Genomic DNA, 18,896 nt, shown 5'->3' on the forward strand with positions numbered 1-18,896 from the left:
TTTTATTTTATAAACGTTTTTTCAATAAAGGGATTACTGATTTTTTCCAAGAATAAAAGGTTTCTTGCATAAGATGATTTCTTGCTTTCTTAATTAGATTGAAATAAAAAGAAAGGTTATGTAAAGAAGCTATTTGTTTTGCTAAATGTTCTTTGGAATAAAAAAGATGTCTCACATAAGATTTGCTATATGATTTATCTACATAAGAACTTCCAAATTCATCTAAACATGAAAAATCTTTTTCCCATTTTTTATTTTTTATATTAATGATTCCTTTCCATGTAAATAACATTCCGTGACGTCCATTTCTTGTAGGAATTACGCAATCGAACATATCAATCCCAAGAGATATTCCTTCCAATATCTCTTCAGGTCTTCCTATTCCCATTAAATATCTAGGTTTTTCTTTAGGCAAAATATCTGTGACTATATCCGTTATATATTGTGTTTTTTCTTGATCCTCTCCTAAACTTAATCCCCCTATAGCATTTCCTTCAGTATCTTCTAATAAAGAAATTTCTTCTGCAGAAAATTTTCTTAAATCAGGATAAATGCTTCCTTGAACTATAGGAAAAAAACTTTGTTTATAACCGTATTTTTCTGGATTTTTTTTTAAAAAGGAAGAACATCTTCTTAACCAATTGTGTGTTCTTTGAAGAGATGATTTTGCATTACTATGACTACAAGGAAAAGGGGGACAATCGTCCAAGGCCATAATCATATCTCCTCCTATAAAACGTTGAATTTCCATAGATTTTTCTGGAGAAAAAAAATGATAAGATCCATCTATAATAGATTGAAATCTTACACCGTTTTCTGTTATCTTATTCAATTTTTTCATAGAGTAAATTTGAAATCCACCACTATCAGTTAAAATAGATTCTTTCCAATTCATAAAAGAATGAAGTCCTCCTGCATGAAATAATACTTCAATCCCAGGACGAAAATATAAATGATATGTATTTCCAAGAATGACCTTATATCCTACATCATATAGTTCATGTTTTGGGATCGATTTTACACTTCCTTTTGAAGCTACTGGCATAAAAATAGGAGTTTCTATTTTTCCATGATCTGTTTCTATAATCCCGACTCTTGCTTTAGAAAAATTATCTTTTTTTATTAAATGAAATTTCATTTTTTTTGTAAAAATTAAATCAAATGATTATAAAACATAATTTCGTAAACAAAAAAAACCGATTACAAAGAAAAAAAACAAAAAATGAATTTACAACATTATTCTTACTACCATAATCCAGTTCTTCTGAAAGAAAGTATAGAGAATCTGATTACAGATAAAAATGGAATTTATGTAGATGTCACATTTGGTGGAGGAGGACACTCTTCTGCTCTTTTAAAAAGGTTAGATAGGAAAGCTATTTTAATTGCTTTAGATAAAGATAAAGAAGCAATTAAAAATAATTTCATAAAAGATGAACGATTTCGTTTATTTCACGATAATTTTATTCACATTAAACATATATTAAATTACAACCATATTCAAAAAGTATCAGGGGTATTAGCAGATTTAGGAATCTCTTCTTACCAAATAGATAATCCTATAAGAGGATTTTCTTATCGATTTAACTGTATTTTGGATATGAGAATGAATCAAGATGATCCTTATTCTGCTCAATATATTCTTAATAAATATTCTAAAAATAAATTATTTCATATATTTTATGAATATGGAGAATTCAAAAATGCAAGAAAAATTGTTGAAAAAATATTAGAAAGACGTTTTAACAAACCTATTAAAACAACATTCGATTTAATGAATATTTTTTTACTAAAAAAAGTATCTTTTAAAAGAAAAAGAAGATTTTTTTCTAGACTTTTCCAATCTCTACGAATAGAAGTTAATAATGAAATAAATTGTTTAAAACATTTTTTGCTAGAATCTTCTAAAATTCTACTACCAGGAGGTAGAATTGCTATTATTTCCTATCATTCTATAGAAGATAGGATCATAAAATATTTTTTTAAAACAGGTATTTTTCAAAAAAAAAAAGAAGAAACGATTATAATAAGTAGTGATAAAAAAAGTATGATTCCATTCAAAATGATCCATAAAAAAATCATTAAACCAAATAGTTTAGAAATTATAAATAATCCAAGATCTAGAAGCGCTAGATTAAGAATTGCTGAAAAACTATTATAAATATTTTAATTTAAAAACAATCTATATATAAAATAATATATAATCAAATGAAGAAAAATTTTTCTCTCTCTATCAAAGACATCCTGAAAGGAAAATTTTTAGTTAAAAAAAATGCATATCGTAGTTGGAATTTTATTGTTTTTCTGACTGTCCTTTCTTTAATAAGCATTACGAGTTCTCATATTATGGACAGAAAAATTAGAAAGATGACTAAGATTAGTGAAGAAATAAAAGAATTAAAATCTGTATATGCAGATGTGCATAGTCAATGTATGCAAATGCAATTGGCATCTGTTTTAAAAAAAAAATTAGTCAATAATAAATTGAAATATTTAAAGGAACCACCATACGAATTAATTTTAGAAGAAGAAAAACATATGGATTAGAAAAAATGATGAACCAAAAAAGGTTATTATATAGATCTTATTTAATTGGTTTTTTATTCATATTTATTGCTGTACGAATTATTTTTAACTTATTCCAGATTCAGAATTCTTCAGAAAAAGATAGAAAATCTGTTATTAGAACCAATTTAATTAAAGCAAAACGTGGAAATATTTATGCTTCAGACAATAGTCTAATAGCTATGTCTATCATAAAGTATGATATTCATATAGATTTTAGATCTATTTCAGAAAAATTATTTCAAGATAATATTTCTTTTTTATGTGATTCTTTGGAATGTTTGTTGAAAAAATCAAGATCTTTTTTTTATGAAACATTTCAATCAGAAAAAAAAAAGGGGAATAGATATTTTTTGTTAGTCAAAAATTTGAATTATCCATATTTCAAAATATTACGAGGATTTCCTATTTTCAATCAAGGACAAATACGAGGAGGTTTTATTGTAGAAAAAAAAATATGTAGAATTCATACATTAGAAAATATAGGAAAAAGAACATTAGGATATGATGATCATAGAGGAAAAGCGGGATTAGAGGGAGCCTTTAGTCAATTTCTTAAAGAAAAAGATGGAAAAAGACTAGAACAACGTATTAGTTATAAAATATGGAAGCCATTAAAAAATGAAGTAGATCCAGAAGATGGAAAAGACGTTTATTCTACTATAGACATAGACTTACAAGATATTGCTTATCATGCATTACTTAAAGAATTGTCCATTTCTCATGCAGAACATGGATGTGTGATTCTCATGGATGTAAAAAGTGGAGAAATCCCTGTCATGATGAATCTGGAAAAAACAAAAAAAAATACTTATGAAGATTTAAGAAATTTTGCGGTATGGGAAGGAAATGAACCTGGATCAACTTTCAAAACTATGGCTATTCTTGCTGCTCTAGAAGATAAAAAAATAGATGTAAACATGATTATAAATACTGAAGGAGGTGTTTTTAAATTGAAAGGAAAAGAAATACGCGATAGTCATTATAGAGGAGATAAAAAAATGAATCCCAAACAGATTTTGGAACGGTCCTCAAATGTAGGAGTAGCAAAAATTATTTATGATCATTATAAAAATGATCCAAAAGGATTTATCAAACATTTATACAAATGGAAATTAGATAAAAAAATAGGAATAGATATTCCCGGAGAAAGTGATCCTTTTATTCCAAAACCTGGAAAAAAAAATTGGAGCGGAATAACGTTACCATGGATGACTTTTGGATATAACATTAAATTAACTCCTTTACAAATTCTTACTTTTTATAATGCTATTGCAAACGAAGGGAAAATGATAAAACCTCTTTTTATTAGAGAAATTAAATTTCATGGAAAAAGTATAAAAAAATATACAAAACCTATAATCATCAATCCTTCTATAGCGGGAAAAACCTCTTTAAAGAAAATTCAAGACATGTTAGAAGGAGTTGTCAAAAATGGAACAGCTAAAAAATATTATCATCCAGAGTATCCTTATGCAGGAAAAACTGGAACAACACAATTAGATTATTGGAAAAAAGGATTTGTAACAACTTATAATAGTTCTTTTGTAGGATATTTTCCTGCTCATGCCCCAAAATATTCCTGTATTGTTGTTATTTCAAAACCAGAAAAAGGCTATTATGGAATAGAAGTAGCAGTTCCCGTATTTGATAAAATAGCTAGATACATCTATACAAGAATAGGAAAAAAAGTGTTTTCGAAAACAAGAAAAATAAATATTGATTTTCTTAAAAAAATTAAAGAATCGAAAAAATATTCTCTTGACAAAGGAATCATGCCAAATATTATTTCTGTTCCTGGAAAAGAAATCATTCCCATTTTAGAGAATCAAGGGTTCCATATAAAATATAATGGAATAGGAAAAGTTATTCATCAATCAGTGAAACCAGGAGAAAGATTGAAAAAAAATCAAATTATAGTTCTTGAATTAGAAGAATGAAAAAAATATTAAAAGATCTTTTAAAAAAAGTACATGTATTAAAAATTATAGGAAATACTTCAAAATTAATAGAAGGAATTTCTATGAATTCTAAAATAGTAAAAAAAAATATGATTTTTGTAGCCAATAAAGGAAAAAAAAGAGATGGACATCAGTTTATTATGGAGGCTATACAAAAAGGGGCCAATACTATAGTTTGTGAAAAAATACCTTTTAGACTACTACTCCATCAGAAGATTACCTATATACTTGTTACAGATTCAACGGATTCTTTAGGAATGATTTCCTCTAATTTTTATGATCATCCTACAAAGAAAATAAAATTAGTAGGAATTACGGGAACAAATGGAAAAACTTCTGTTGCGACCATGCTTCACCAACTATTTTATAAAATGGGAGAAAAGTCTATTCTTATTTCTACCATGGGGATAAAAATACTATTAGAAGAATTTCCTACTATCCATACCACTCCTAACATTATTGAAATTAATAAATATTTAAATCTATCTATACAAAAAAAATGTAAATATGCATTTATGGAAGTTAGTTCACATGGAATTCATCAAAAAAGAATTTCAGGATTATTATTTACAGGGGGAGTATTTACTAATATTACACATGATCATTTAGATTATCATAAATCTTTTGATAATTATCTATCAACTAAAAGGTCTTTTTTTTCAAATTTTTTGCATAAAAATGCTTTTGCATTAATTAATTCAGATGATAAAAATTCACATAAAATCATAAGAAATGTTTTGGCAAAAACTTATTTTTATGGAGTAAAAAAAAAAGCAGATTACAGTATAAAAATTTTAGAGAAAAATATTAATGGGAACAAGTTGCTGATAAATGGGAATATTTTTTTTACCCGTTTAATTGGGGAATTTAATGTTTCCAATTTATTAGCAAGTTACGCAACAGCTATGCTATTGGGGAAAAAAGAACATAAAATATTGAAAAGAATAAAGACAATCCACCCCATTAAAGGACGTTTTGAACAATTTTTATCCAATTCAGAAATACGTATAATTGTTGATTACGCTCATAATCCATATGGATTAAAGACCGTTTTAAATACTATTAATAAAGAAATGAAAAGAAAAAATGAAAAATTAATTTGTGTGATAGGTTGTGGAGGAAACAGAGATAGAGGAAAACGTTCTTTAATGGGGAAAATAGTTTATGAAACATGTGATTTCTCTATTTTCACATCAGATAATCCTAGGGAAGAAGATCCAAATCAAATATTAACAGATATGAAAAAATTTAGATCATCTCTAAATAAAAAAAAATCTGCTATTAGAACTATTCTAAATAGAAAAGAAGCTATTAAAACCGCAATTCAAATTGCAAAAAAAAAAGATATTATTCTTATAGCAGGAAAAGGACACGAGAATTATCAGGAAATTAAAGGAAAACGTTATCCTTTTGACGATATGAAAATCGTTAAAACATTATTATTAAATAAATAAAAAAAATTATTATTGTATGTTCTTGATTCATTCAATAATACTTTGTAAGTATGATGATTTTTCAGAGTTTTAAAAACTTTATTCCTGATTCTTATTTTTTTGTAAATTCTATTTTTTTTAGATCAGGAATTGCTTTTATTTTATCTATTTGCATCGCATTGATTTTTTATCAAAAAATTATTTGTTGGAATCATAGAAAAAACAAAATAGGAGAACATATACGAGATCTTGGACTTGTTGGACAAAAAGAGAAAGAAGGAACTCCCACAATGGGGGGAATTATAATTATAATTTCTGCATTAATTCCTACATTTTTTCTTTCTACATTAGATAATGTATATGTGATGATTTTAATTGTCACTACACTATATATGGGATGTCTTGGATTTATAGATGATTATATAAAAATCAAATATAATAATAAAAATGGACTAAATGTCATTGGTAAAATATTTGGTCAAATCATTTTAGGAATTTTTATTGGAAGTACTATGTCTTTTCATAAAAAGATTACTATTAAAAAAATAGATCATGATCCTATCAAAAATATTCAACCCCATTTAGTTGAAAAAGAAAAACATGTTTTTAAAACAACTCTTCCTCTGATTGTTCAATCAAATTCATTTGACTACGCTTGTATTTTAAGATGGTATAATAAAAAATGGGAAAAATATGCATGGGTTATTTTTATTCCTATCGTGATTTTAATTACGGTCTCTTTATCCAATGGGGCAAATCTTACTGATGGAATGGATGGGTTAACCGCTGGAATTTCTTCTATTATTTTACTTACATTATTTTTATTATCTTTAATTTCCAGTAATAAAAATTTATCCTTTTATCTTCATAGTCTCTATATTCCTAATATAGGAGAAATATTTATATTCTTTTTTTCTTTTTTAGGATCCTTGATTGTATTTCTTTGGTATAATACGTATCCAGCACAAATTTTTATGGGAGATACAGGGAGTTTAACAATAGGGGGAGTTATTTCTGCATTGGCTATTATTACTAGAAAAGAATTAATACTTCCTATTTTATGTGGTATTTTTTTTATGGAAAATCTTTCTGTCATAATACAAGTATTATATTTTAAATGTTCTAAAAGAAAATATGGTATAGGAAAAAGAATTTTTCTAATGGCTCCTTTACACCATCATTTTCAAAAATTAGGATATCACGAAAGAAAAATAGTCAATCGTTTTTTTATTATACAAATGATGCTTTCTATAATTGTATTGATTTTGTTAATAATAAATTAAATAATACAATGAAAAGAAATTTTATAGTTGTATTAGGAGGGGGAGAAAGCGGAGTTGGAGCTGCTTTATTAGCGAAAAAAAAGGGGTTTATCCCATTTGTATCTGATTCTGAAATTATTCCTAATAAATACAAAAAAATTTTAATAGAAAATAAAATTCTTTTTGAAGAGAATGGACATACAGAAAGTTTAATCGCTAAAAAAGCAATCAAAGTAATAAAAAGTCCTGGAATTTCTAGAAGAATTCCGTTGATAAATAAAATAAAACATTTGAAAATCCCCATTATTTCTGAATTAGAATTTGGAAAAAGTTATAGTAGGAAAACTTCCTATTTTATTGGAATTACAGGAAGTAATGGAAAAACGACTACCAGTTTCATTGTTTACAAAATTCTTCAGAAAGAAGGTGTTCGTGTAGGAATAGCAGGAAATATTGGACATAGTTTTTCACGGGAAGTTCTAAAAAAAAAAGAAAAAGATGTTTATGTTTTAGAATTGAGTAGTTTCCAACTAGATGATGTCTTCAAATTCCGTTCTAATATTGCAGTCATATTAAATATTACAAGAGATCATTTGAATAGATATAATAATAATATTGAAGACTATATTTTTTCTAAATTTAAAATTGCAACCCTTCAAAGGAAGGATGATTTTTTGATTTATAATTACGATGATCCTCTTATCAGAGAAGGATTAAAAAAGTATCCAATTCAATCTAAATGTATTCCCTTTTCTATTAAAGAAGAATTACATGTAGGAACTTATATAAAATGGAATAACATATTTTTTAGAAAAAAAGAAAATGAAGAAAGAGATATTCTAAATGTGGAAAATATTCCTTTAAAAGGAGATCATAATCTTTATAATATGATGGCTTCAATTACCATATCAGAAACATTAAATATTCAAAAAAAATCAGTAATCTCTGCTATATTAGGATTAAAACCTATAAAACATAGGATGGAAAGAGTATTAAGCATTAATGGAGTCCAATTCATCAATGATTCTAAAGCGACTAATGTCAATGCTGTTTTTTATGCATTAAAAAGCATGAGTTCTCCTATAATCTGGATTGCAGGAGGAAAAGATAAAGGAAATGATTATAGTGAACTTGTCCCCTTGGTTAAAGAGAAAGTAAAAGCAATAATTTGTTTAGGGAAAACAAATAAGAAATTTGTAAATTTTTTCCAAAATATTATTGATATTATTGTGGAAACAGATAGCCTGAAAAAGGCTGTTCGTATGGCTTCCATTTTATCTACTCATGGAGATAATATTCTTTTATCTCCTGCATGTTCTAGTTTTGACCTTTTTCAAGATTATAAAGAAAGAGGAAATAAATTTAAACAAGAAGTAAGAAACCTTTTCTATGAAAAAAATAGATATTTTTTTTAATAGATATATAAAAGGAGATAGATATTTATGGGCTTTTATCACGTTGTTAGCTCTATTTTCTTTTTTACCAGTTTACTCAGCGAGTACAAATTTAGTGACTACATATGGAGGAACAAATACAGTATTCAGTTATTTATTCAAACATGCTCTTTTTTTGCTAATAGGGTTCTGCATTCTTTTTTTTACTCAATTCATAGACTATAAATATTTTTATCGTCTATCTATCCTTTCAATGCCTATAGTATTCATTTTACTAATTTTGACTATTAGTCAAGGAAAAGAAGTATATGGCGTCAATGCTTCTCGTTGGTTGCATATTCCTATTATTAATATATCTTTTCAAACTTCTAATATTGCTGGATTAGTTCTCTTTATTTATTGCGCTAGATATTTAGCAGCTAAAAAAAAGAAAAAAAGAATCAATATTTTGAATTCTTTTTTCTCCTTGATATTTCCTATATTTTTTATTATTGGACTGATTTTTCCATCTAATGGATCTACAGCAGCAATTGTTTTTATTTCAGTTTTAATTTTACTTTTTATAGGAGGATATCCATTTACAGGGATTATAGGTATCTTATTAATGGGAATCATAGCTGCAAGTGGATACATTTATTCTGTTCTCAAATGGGGAGAAAAAAATCCAAAAAATAGAGTTTATACATGGAAAAGTCGTATAGAAAATTTTTTGGATCATAACTCTAAAGAAAGTTATCAAATGAAACAATCCAAAACAGCTATTGTTTTAGGAAATAAATTTGGACGTGGTCCTGGAAAAAGTGTTTTGAAAGCTTTTCTTCCTCAATCTTCTTCAGATTTTATTTATGCTATTATTATAGAAGAATATGGATCTGTAGGAGGAGTTATTCTTTTGTTTATTTATATCCTTATTTTACTTAGAATTATGATCATTGCAACAAAAGTACAAAATTATTTTTGTACTTTATTGGTCCTTGCTGTAGGATTCCCAATTATCAATCAAGCGCTGATTAATATGGGAATCACAGTTGGTTTATTTCCTGTAACAGGGCAAACTTTACCGTTGATTAGTGCTGGAGGGACTTCTATGTGGGTTACTTTTTTTAGTTTTGGAATAATACTGAGTGTTAGTAGAAGAATACTAATAGATAATAATAAAAAACATACTGATACTTCTTCTAATGATCCTACTAATTCTTCTATTACTAGAAAAACAAGGTCGACTACTAACAATTAAAAATTCATGAAGACATGAAAAAAATTTCCCCTAGAATTATTATTGGGAGTGGAGGAACCGGAGGCCATATTTATCCAGGAATAGCGATTGCAGATGAACTGAAAAATAAGATTCCAGAAATAAATATTTTATTTATTGGATCTAAAAAACACATGGAAATGCAAGAAATTCCTAAATTCGGATATCAAATAGAAAGTATTTGTATTTCAGGTGGGAAAAAAAATTTTTTTTCTTTGTCAGGAGTCATTTTGTTTATGGAACTGATATATAGTTGTTTTTTAGCAAATAAAATCATTCAAAAATTTTCTCCTAATTTAGTTATTGGAACAGGAGGATACGTGAGTTTTCCAACATTATATGCTGCAGAAAAAAATAGAATTCCCATTCTGATTCAAGAACAAAATTCTTTTCCTGGGTTAACCAATAGAATTTTTTCTCGTTATGCGAAAAAAATATGTATTGCTTATGAAGAATCCAAAGAATTTTTTCCCCAAAAAAAAACCATAATCACTGGAAATCCAGTTCGATCTGGAATATTACAATTACCTAGTAGAGAAGAAGCTTGTCTTCATTTAGGATTAAAAATAGAAAAACCAATTATTTTATCTATGGGAGGAAGTCAAGGGTCAAATAGTATTAATAATGCTTGGGGAAAAGGATTAAAAAAATTGATACATTTAGATATACAACTTATTTGGCAGTTAGGAAAAGGGTCTCTTCAGAGAATTAGAAAAAATAGAATTTCTCATCATAAAAATTTTCTTTTAATGGAATTTATTGATCATATTCCGATATGTTATGCCGCAGCAGATATCATTGTATCTAGAGCTGGGGCTTTAACTATATCAGAGATCTGTTTAATAGGAAAACCTTATATATTAATTCCTTTTCCTTGGTCATCAGATGATCATCAAAATAAAAATGCAAAAATATTGGAAGAAAAAGAAGCTGCTTTGATAATAAAAAACGAAGAGATAGATAAAAAATTAGTAGATTCTACTATACAACTTCTCAATAATTCTAGTATGAAAAAAAAAATGAGTAAAAATATTTTACAATTAGGAAAACCTAAAGCAACGAACGATATTGTAAACGAAATTTTACAGATTATTTTATGAATATAAATCAAATTGATTTTTTTTATTTTTTAGGAATAGGAGGGATGGGAATGAGTTCTTTAGCCAGATATTTTCATTATCTTGGAAAAACAGTATCTGGATATGATAGAGATAAAACCCTTTTAACGAAAAAGTTAGAAAAAGAAGGGATATCAATTAATTATCATGATCATACAAAAATATTGCCTAAATGGATTCATTCTAGACGATGTTTAATTGTTTATACTCCAGCTATTCCAGAGAATCATCCCCAATGGATTTTTATAAAAAAATATGGTAAAAATATAAAAAAACGTTCTCAGGTTTTATCTTTAATTACAAAAGATAAAATTTGTATAGCTATAGGAGGAACACATGGAAAAACAACCACTTGTACTTTATTAGCACATATTTTATATAGTTCTGGAAAAAATATAACGGCTTTTTTGGGAGGAATATCTGAAAATTATCAATCTAATCTTATATCGAATGGAACGGAAATTTTCTTAGTAGAAGCTGATGAATTTGATCGTTCTTTTTTATCTTTATCCCCAAATATAGCATGTATTACGTCTTTAGATCAAGACCATATAGATACTTATCCAAAAAGAGAATCCTTAATCGAGGCTTACGTAGAATTTTCAAATAGAATAAAAAATCCATATAAAAAAATATTTCTTTGCAAAGAAGAATTTCTTTCATCTCAAAACGCGATCTATTATTCTGTAGAAAAAAAATCAGCAAATTATTATTCTAATCATGTTTATGTAAAAGAAAATAATAAATGGTATTTTGATTTTCATACTTCAACAGAAACATGGAAATCTCTTCCCTTGCCGATTCCAGGAATTCATAACTTAAAAAATGTGACGGCGGCATTAGCTATATCAGATTATTTAAAAATAAAAAATGAAGATGTTCGAAAGGCTTTATTTTTATTTAAGGGAATTAAAAGAAGATTTTCTATCCATTATCAATCTATAAAAAAAATATATATAGATGATTACGCACACCATCCTACAGAAATTAATGCCTTAATTACTACTGTCAAAAAGTGTTTTCCAGGAAAAAAAATATTAGGAATTTTCCAACCACATTTATTTAGTAGAACTAAATATTTTGAAATTTTTTTTGCTAAAAGCTTAGAAAAGCTTGATTTTCTAATTTTATTAGATATTTATCCCGCCAGAGAGTTCCCCATTAATGGAATTAGTTCGAATAGATTATTAGATAAGATTCAAATGAGTTCTGAAAAAAAAGAAGGATCTTCTCTAAACATAAACAAAGTTTTAGAAAAAATTGAAAAAAAAAATTTTGATATTCTACTAACAATAGGCGCCGGTAATATTGATATATTAATCCGTCCTATCAAAGAATGGTTGGATAAACGATATGGATAATAATATAATGAATAGAAAAAAAAACAAAATGATATTTATCGCTATTTTAGTATTATATACAATTTTTATGATATTCTTTTCTTTTTTTTCTCAAAAAATACATAAAAATAGAAATTTAAAAAAATTCAATATAATCATTTATCCATTATCATCTAATGATCATTTTATAAATGAAAAGCTTATTAAAAGGATTCTATTTTCTAGAATAGAAAAAATTGAAAAAAAAATCGGTCAATTATGTATATTAAGAATGGAAAAACAATTAAATGATTCCCCTTTTATAAAAAAATCTGAAGTGTTTATTAATGTGGATGGAACCCTAAATATTAAAGTTTTGCAAAAAGAACCGATTTTAAGAATAAAAAATGGAAATAAAGAATATTATCTGACTAAAGAAGCGGAAAACTTAGAACTTTCTTCTTTTTATTCATCAAAAGTGATTTTAGCAAAAGGATCCTTTTCAAAAGAAGAAAAGAAACATTTAGTTAATTTAGTCAAGGAAATCAACTCGGATGAATTATTAAAACATCAAATTATTAGTGTCAAGAAAACGGTTTCTAACTTATTTATTTTAATTCCAAAAATAGGAAATCATAAAATTATATTAGGAAATCTAGAGGATTTTAAAAGTAAATTGAATAAATTAAAAGCTTTTTATAAGCAGTACTTAAATAAAGTAGATATTAATCAATATCAAAGTATTGATTTACAATATAAGGACCAAGTAGTCGCTAAAAAAAGATAAGTCTATGGAATATCAAGATATAGCTATAGGTCTTGATGTGGGAACTACGAAGATTGTAGCTATAGTAGGAAGGAGAAATGAATATAATAAAATTGAGATTTTAGGTATAGGTAGATCTAAAAGTATAGGTGTACATAGAGGGGTTGTGAACAATATCACTCAGACAATAGAAGCCATTCGGGAAGCTGTATCGGAGGCGGAACATAGTTCCGGGTTAAAAATAAAAGAAGTGGTTGTTGGGATTGCAGGACAACATATTAGAAGTCTACAACATAATGATTATATTACAAGATTAGATTTCGAAAATGTTATTAATCAAAAAGATATACAAAAATTAATTGATCAAGTTCATAAACTTGTTATGCTTCCAGGAGAAGAAATAATTCATGTTCTTCCACAAGAATACAAAGTAGATAGTCAAGCAGAAATAGTAGAACCGATAGGAATGTATGGAAGTCGTTTAGAGGCAAATTTTCATGTAGTAGTAGGACAAATTTCTTCTATTAGAAATATTGGAAGATGTGTAAAAGCCGCAGGATTAAATTTGGCAGGAATGACTTTAGAACCTTTAGCTTCTGCAGAAGCTGTCTTAAACATGGAAGAAAGGGAAGCAGGTGTGGCTCTAGTGGATATAGGAGGAGGGACGACGGATGTTGCTATATTTAAAGATAACATTATTAGACATACAGCCGTCATTCCTTTTGGGGGAAATGTAATCACTGAAAATATTAAAACAGATTGTTTAATTATTGAACGACAAGCAGAATTGCTAAAAATAAAATTTGGATCTGCGTGGCCAGGTGAAAATAAAGAAACAGAAATTGTTTGCATTCCTGGATTAAGAGGTCGTGATCCTAAAGAGATTTCTTTAAAACGTCTTTCCCAAATTATCCATACAAGAGTATGTGAAATTTTGGAACAAGTCAATATAGAAATAAAAAATTATGGAAATGAGGAACAAAAAAAACGACTTATAGCAGGATTAGTGATGACAGGAGGAGGATCTCAATTAAAACATATTCGTCCTTTAACAGAATATATTACTGGAATGGATGTCCGTGTAGGGTATTCAAATGAGCATATTGCAGGAGGAGAAAATGGGATGATAAGTAATCCAGAATATGCAACATCTATTGGATTAATAATTAACGGGTTAGAAGATAAAAAAAATTGTAAAGAAATGGTTTCTAGATATGATGAGGAAAACCCTTCTGAGTTTTTTCCTATCTCTCATCGTAGAGATTATAATAATAATGATAAAGATTCTTTAAAAAAGAAAAAAAATAAAAAAAAATCTAAATCTTTTCTTGAAATTTGGGCAGATAAATTCCGTCAAATATTGAATGATACAGAATAATAAACAATGAAAAAAGAAGATTTCATACAACAAAAAAAAGAGAACGTTCAATTTGGTTTTCCAAAAAATCGTTCCGCGGCAATCAAAGTAATTGGTGTAGGAGGTGGAGGAAGTAATGCTTTAAGCTATATGTTTGAACAAGGAATTACTGGGGTAGATTTTATAGCGTGTAATACAGATGCACAAGCTCTAAATAATAATCCAGTTCCCGTAAAAATTCAATTAGGAGCTTCTATTACAGAAGGATTAGGAGCAGGTGCAGATCCAGAAGTAGGAGAAAAAGCCGCTTTAGAAAGTCTAGAAGAAATCAAAAGTATTTTAGATTCTAATACAAAAATGACCTTTATCACAGCAGGAATGGGAGGTGGAACTGGAACAGGTGCAGCTCCCATTATTGCAGGAATTTCTAAAGAAAAAGGCATTCTTACTGTAGGAATTGTTACAATTCCATTTTATTTTGAAGGAAAAATGAGGCTACAACAAGCCCAAAAAGGGATAGAAGCTCTAAGAAAAAATGTGGATTCTCTCATTGTAATTAATAATGATAAATTGAGAGAATTATATGGAAATCTTGGATTTAAAGCAGGATTTGCAAAAGCAGATGAAGTCCTTACCACTGCTGCTAAGGGAATAGCAGAAGTTATTACTCACCATTATAAACAGAACATAGATTTGAGAGATACTAGAACAGTTCTTAAAGAAAGTGGAACAGCTATTATGGGATCAGCAATTTCTGTTGGAGAAAATAGAGCAAAAGAAGCCGTTGTTCAAGCGTTAGATTCTCCATTATTGAATGATAATAAAATAACGGGAGCAAAAAATGTTCTTTTGCTAATTGTTTCAGGAAAAATTGAAATTACTATAGATGAAATAGGGATCATCAGTGATTATATACAAGCAGAAGCAGGAAACAATGCTAATATTATTATGGGAATAGGAGAAGACGAAAGTTTAGAGGAAAGTATTTCAGTGACTATAGTCGCTACTGGATTTCCTACTGAAGTTCAGAGAGCTATTCACCACGAAGAAAAAAAAATATTTCATAGGTTAGAAGAACCTTATAAACAAAAATTAACGAAAGTAGAAGAAATTCATTCTTATTCGACTACGAGAAAAAAACGAATAGATTCTTTTCCTCCTACCACTAAAGATTATTCAGTTGGAGAAATAGAAATCCCTTCTTCTACTACTAATAATAAGAATAAGAAGAGGAAAGGAAACTTATTATCATCAAAAAAAAATATTTTTAATCAATCTATTAATCTTAATAATACTTCCAGTAGGAATTTTTTAGAAGAAGAAAAACATAAAAAATATATGCTAGAAGATTATTTTGATCTTCCTATTTCTTCTTCTTACGAAAAAATAAGGACCCCATTGAAAGATAATCATAAAAAAAAACGATCTCACATACTAAAAAAAGAAAATAATCCAAATGAGGATTTTTGAATGATTTTCTTTTTTAGAATTATTAATTATTTGTTGATTCTTATTTATTACTAACTAACTACTATTTTTTTTTATGAACGATTCTATCGGAATTCCCAAAGGGACCAGAGATTTTTCCTCAATGGAAATGAAGAAACGAAACTATTTAATTCAAATTATTCGAAATTGTTTTGAGCTTTTTGGTTTTTCTGGAATAGAAACCCCTTCTTTTGAAAAAATTTCCACTTTAATTGGAAAATATGGGGAAGAAGGGGAATACTTAATGTTTAAGTTACTTCATTCAGGAAATTTTTTAAGTAAAAAAATTTCAGATTTTTTAACGAAAATCAAAAATAAAGAAACGACTATTGATATTGATATGATAAAACATTTAACTGAACAAATATCCAATAAAGCACTTCGATATGATTTAACGGTTCCTTTTGTTCGTTATGTAGTAATGCATAGAAATGAAATTATTTTTCCTTTTAAAAGATATCAAATACAACCTGTATGGCGTGCGGATAAACCACAAAAAGGAAGATTTAGAGAATTTTATCAATGTGATGCGGATATTATAGGGAATTCTTCTTTCTCTTTATGGCAGGAAATAGAATTCATTCAACTTTGTGACGAAATTTTTACTAAATTAAAGTTTCCTATAATCATTAATATTAACCATAGGGATATTTTAGGAGGATTAGTAGAAATTTCTGGAATAGAAGATCATCTATGGAAAAATTTTACTACATCTTTAGATAAATGGAATAAAATAGGACGACATTTAGTAAAGAAAGAAATGCTTAGAAAAGGAATTTCATCCCCCTCTTTCGAAAAGATAGCATGTTTCTTTGAAATGAAAGAAAATTTTTCAAAAAAAAAGGAATTTTTAAACGTTGCTTTCAAATTTTCTAAAAAAGGAAAAAAAGGAATAAAAGATCTTAGTTTTATTTTTAGAAAAATAAAAAATATTTCTTTAAAAAATACAAAATTAGAATGGAATATTTCTCTAGTCAGAGGAATGAATTATTATACAGGAACAATATTTGAAATATTCCCCAATCATCATAAATCCAATCCTGAAAAGAAGTATTCTATTGGTGGAGGAGGTCGATATGACCAACTAGCTAGTTTTTTTGGGATGGAAAACATTTCTGGAGTAGGAGTTTCTTTAGGGTTAGATAGAATTTATTTGTCTATGGAAAAAGAAAATTTATTCCAAACTATTTCTACTTTTCCTTCAAAAGTATTGTTTATTAACTTCGGAGATGAAGAGGTTTTATATGCATATAAGATGATCAATTTTTTGAGAAAAAAAGGGATTTCTACTCAATTGTATCCCAATGCGGTGAAAATCGATAAACAATTTAAATATGCTAACGATAATAATATTCCATTTGCTATCAGTATTGGAAAGAATGAAATGGAAAAAAAGAAAATACGAGTAAAAAATATAAAAAAAAGAATAGAAACAGAATATGACAATATAGAGGACGTGGCAAATCAATTATTGATGATAATATAAAAAAAATATAATAAAAAAAAACTCCTACTCCTTTTTTACACATACATCCATTATTAACATTTCAATATTAATTGAATTAATATTATTTGTGATTCTTCTTGTGAAGAAAAACTTGTTTTTTCCAAATCACATAACCTTCTATAGCCAATAAAACAAGAAAAATAAATAAAAAACCTGTTAAAACAAGACCTTTCAAAAAATAAATAGGTACGGAAATAATGTTTCCAATTATCCAAAATATCCAACTTTCTACCTTTTTCATAGCCATTTGATACATTCCAGAAAAAAAAATACCCGTTGTAAATACATCTAATCCATCTGTCCAATAATCAGAATTGGATTGAAGTTTTTCATTGAAATAATAATAAACCATTGTACTGAAAATACAAGTCGATACAAACAATAAAGCTGTATAAAAATAATCTTTTTTCCTTGAAAAAGCTATCGGGTGATTTTTTTTATTTTTTCTGGAATACCATCCATATAAACTCATTCCTGTATAATATAGGTTAATAATACAATCTCCATAAAGAGAAGTGATAAAAGTTAAATAACTGTATATCATCGTACTTCCAATTCCTATTGGATATAACCATATATTATTATTTTGTGCAAATATTACACTGAATATACTCAATGTTGCAGCAGAAAATTCTAAAAAAATATGAAATAAACTCCTATTAGGAGATAAAAAAATATGAATCCATTCATTCATCAATTGATTTATTATTTTTATTTATCTATAATATAAACAAGGTAATGTTCATCTATTTTTCTATAAAAAGCAGAAAATCTCTTACTATATGATTTTTTCAGAATCCAGCACGATATACAAAAATCCTTGTTTATGCAAAAAGGAGAAACTTTATAATGATCCAAAAAACTTGAGGAAAGACCTCCTTCTAATTTATATAAACTTTCTTTGATCCCCCATATAATATGAAGATACTCTTCTTCATGATTTGGATGTATAAAAATAGATTCATCCTCTCTAATAAATTTTTTCTTTACTTTAATTATTTTTTTATCTTTTCTGAATTTTTCTATATCTATTCCTATATGGTAGGAGCTAATTGCTATAGCTATTCTTTCAAAAGAATGACTCAATGAAATATTATAATTATCCCTTTTTTTTTTAGGAAAAAGAAAAGGTTTTCTCTTTTCATTGTAAAAAATATTCATAATTCCTATAGATCTGAGAGCATAACGGACTCCTAAAAATTCTCTTTTACGTTTTTCGGATAAAGATAAAAAAAACTTTCTCTCTTTTTCAGAAAGTTCTGAAAGAAGAATTAATTGTTCCGAAAAGATCGTTTCTAAATTCAACCATTTAAATTTAAAAACGATAATTTTCGTATGAAAATTATTCAATATGAACATAAGTGGTAGGAATTCATAAGAATCATTTTATGATTTATTATTTTATAAAATTTAGCCATTTTTTTTTGTACTATTGTGAAAATAAATCTCAATCTAGAGAATCCATGTTATT

At 27.1% G+C, this 18,896-nt stretch carries 16 protein-coding genes; 13 read left to right on the forward strand and 3 right to left on the reverse strand.

Annotation, left to right across the window (positions count from 1 at the left end):
* Positions 1–7: 7 nt before the first annotated feature.
* On the reverse strand, positions 8–1,138 hold the full coding sequence (tgt, locus tag H0H53_RS01185; protein ID WP_185870705.1) for a tRNA guanosine(34) transglycosylase Tgt: 1,131 nt from the start codon (positions 1,136–1,138) through the stop codon (positions 8–10).
* Positions 1,139–1,222: 84 nt separating this feature from the next.
* Here tgt and rsmH point away from each other — a divergent pair, with 84 nt between their 5' ends.
* From rsmH to hisS, 13 genes are all read left to right on the forward strand, one after another.
* Positions 1,223–2,161: a 16S rRNA (cytosine(1402)-N(4))-methyltransferase RsmH gene (gene rsmH / locus H0H53_RS01190; protein ID WP_185870706.1), complete on the forward strand. Its 939-nt coding sequence runs from the start codon at positions 1,223–1,225 to the stop codon at positions 2,159–2,161.
* Positions 2,162–2,208: 47 nt separating this feature from the next.
* On the forward strand, positions 2,209–2,547 hold the full coding sequence (locus H0H53_RS01195) for an FtsL-like putative cell division protein (RefSeq protein ID WP_185870707.1): 339 nt from the start codon (positions 2,209–2,211) through the stop codon (positions 2,545–2,547).
* A 5-nt stretch (positions 2,548–2,552) separates the two neighbouring features.
* Complete coding sequence (locus H0H53_RS01200; protein WP_185870708.1) at positions 2,553–4,505, forward strand: penicillin-binding protein; 1,953 nt, start codon at positions 2,553–2,555, stop codon at positions 4,503–4,505.
* On the forward strand, positions 4,502–5,980 hold the full coding sequence (locus H0H53_RS01205; RefSeq protein ID WP_185870709.1) for a UDP-N-acetylmuramoyl-L-alanyl-D-glutamate--2,6-diaminopimelate ligase: 1,479 nt from the start codon (positions 4,502–4,504) through the stop codon (positions 5,978–5,980). Before H0H53_RS01200 ends, H0H53_RS01205 begins: the two co-directional genes overlap by 4 nt.
* 53 nt (positions 5,981–6,033) lie before the next feature.
* Positions 6,034–7,242: a phospho-N-acetylmuramoyl-pentapeptide-transferase gene (gene mraY / locus H0H53_RS01210; protein WP_185870777.1), complete on the forward strand. Its 1,209-nt coding sequence runs from the start codon at positions 6,034–6,036 to the stop codon at positions 7,240–7,242.
* Between the two features lie 8 nt (positions 7,243–7,250).
* Positions 7,251–8,636 (forward strand): UDP-N-acetylmuramoyl-L-alanine--D-glutamate ligase, encoded by a 1,386-nt coding sequence (gene murD / locus H0H53_RS01215; protein ID WP_185870710.1) that lies wholly within the window; start codon positions 7,251–7,253, stop codon positions 8,634–8,636.
* Complete coding sequence (locus H0H53_RS01220; protein WP_185870711.1) at positions 8,611–9,852, forward strand: FtsW/RodA/SpoVE family cell cycle protein; 1,242 nt, start codon at positions 8,611–8,613, stop codon at positions 9,850–9,852. The genes murD and H0H53_RS01220 overlap by 26 nt, the downstream gene beginning before the upstream one ends.
* Positions 9,853–9,866: 14 nt before the next feature.
* Entirely contained in the window at positions 9,867–10,970 is a 1,104-nt protein-coding gene (gene murG, locus H0H53_RS01225) for an undecaprenyldiphospho-muramoylpentapeptide beta-N-acetylglucosaminyltransferase (protein ID WP_185870712.1), read from the forward strand.
* Positions 10,967–12,349, forward strand: a complete 1,383-nt coding sequence (murC, locus tag H0H53_RS01230; protein ID WP_185870713.1) for a UDP-N-acetylmuramate--L-alanine ligase — start codon at positions 10,967–10,969, stop codon at positions 12,347–12,349. Before murG ends, murC begins: the two co-directional genes overlap by 4 nt.
* A gap of 7 nt (positions 12,350–12,356) precedes the next feature.
* Positions 12,357–13,094, forward strand: a complete 738-nt coding sequence (locus H0H53_RS01235) for a cell division protein FtsQ/DivIB (RefSeq protein ID WP_185870714.1) — start codon at positions 12,357–12,359, stop codon at positions 13,092–13,094.
* 4 nt (positions 13,095–13,098) lie between these two features.
* On the forward strand, positions 13,099–14,451 hold the full coding sequence (gene ftsA, locus H0H53_RS01240; protein ID WP_185870715.1) for a cell division protein FtsA: 1,353 nt from the start codon (positions 13,099–13,101) through the stop codon (positions 14,449–14,451).
* Between the two features lie 6 nt (positions 14,452–14,457).
* Positions 14,458–15,900, forward strand: a complete 1,443-nt coding sequence (ftsZ, locus tag H0H53_RS01245) for a cell division protein FtsZ (protein WP_185870716.1) — start codon at positions 14,458–14,460, stop codon at positions 15,898–15,900.
* A 73-nt stretch (positions 15,901–15,973) separates the two neighbouring features.
* Positions 15,974–17,404 carry a histidine--tRNA ligase gene (gene hisS / locus H0H53_RS01250; protein ID WP_185870717.1) on the forward strand — a complete coding sequence of 477 codons (1,431 nt, stop codon included), beginning with the start codon at positions 15,974–15,976 and terminating at the stop codon, positions 17,402–17,404.
* Positions 17,405–17,486: 82 nt separating this feature from the next.
* Here the strand turns inward: hisS and pnuC are convergent, their stop codons facing one another.
* Together pnuC and H0H53_RS01260 are read right to left on the reverse strand one after the other, a co-directional pair.
* Positions 17,487–18,119, reverse strand: coding sequence for a nicotinamide riboside transporter PnuC (gene pnuC, locus H0H53_RS01255; RefSeq protein ID WP_185870718.1), 633 nt, complete (start codon positions 18,117–18,119; stop codon positions 17,487–17,489).
* 17 nt (positions 18,120–18,136) lie between these two features.
* Positions 18,137–18,784: a 4'-phosphopantetheinyl transferase family protein gene (locus H0H53_RS01260; RefSeq protein WP_185870719.1), complete on the reverse strand. Its 648-nt coding sequence runs from the start codon at positions 18,782–18,784 to the stop codon at positions 18,137–18,139.
* Positions 18,785–18,896 lie beyond the last annotated feature (112 nt).

Source organism: Blattabacterium cuenoti, assembly GCF_014251955.1.
Lineage (GTDB): Bacteria > Bacteroidota > Bacteroidia > Flavobacteriales > Blattabacteriaceae > Blattabacterium > Blattabacterium cuenoti_L.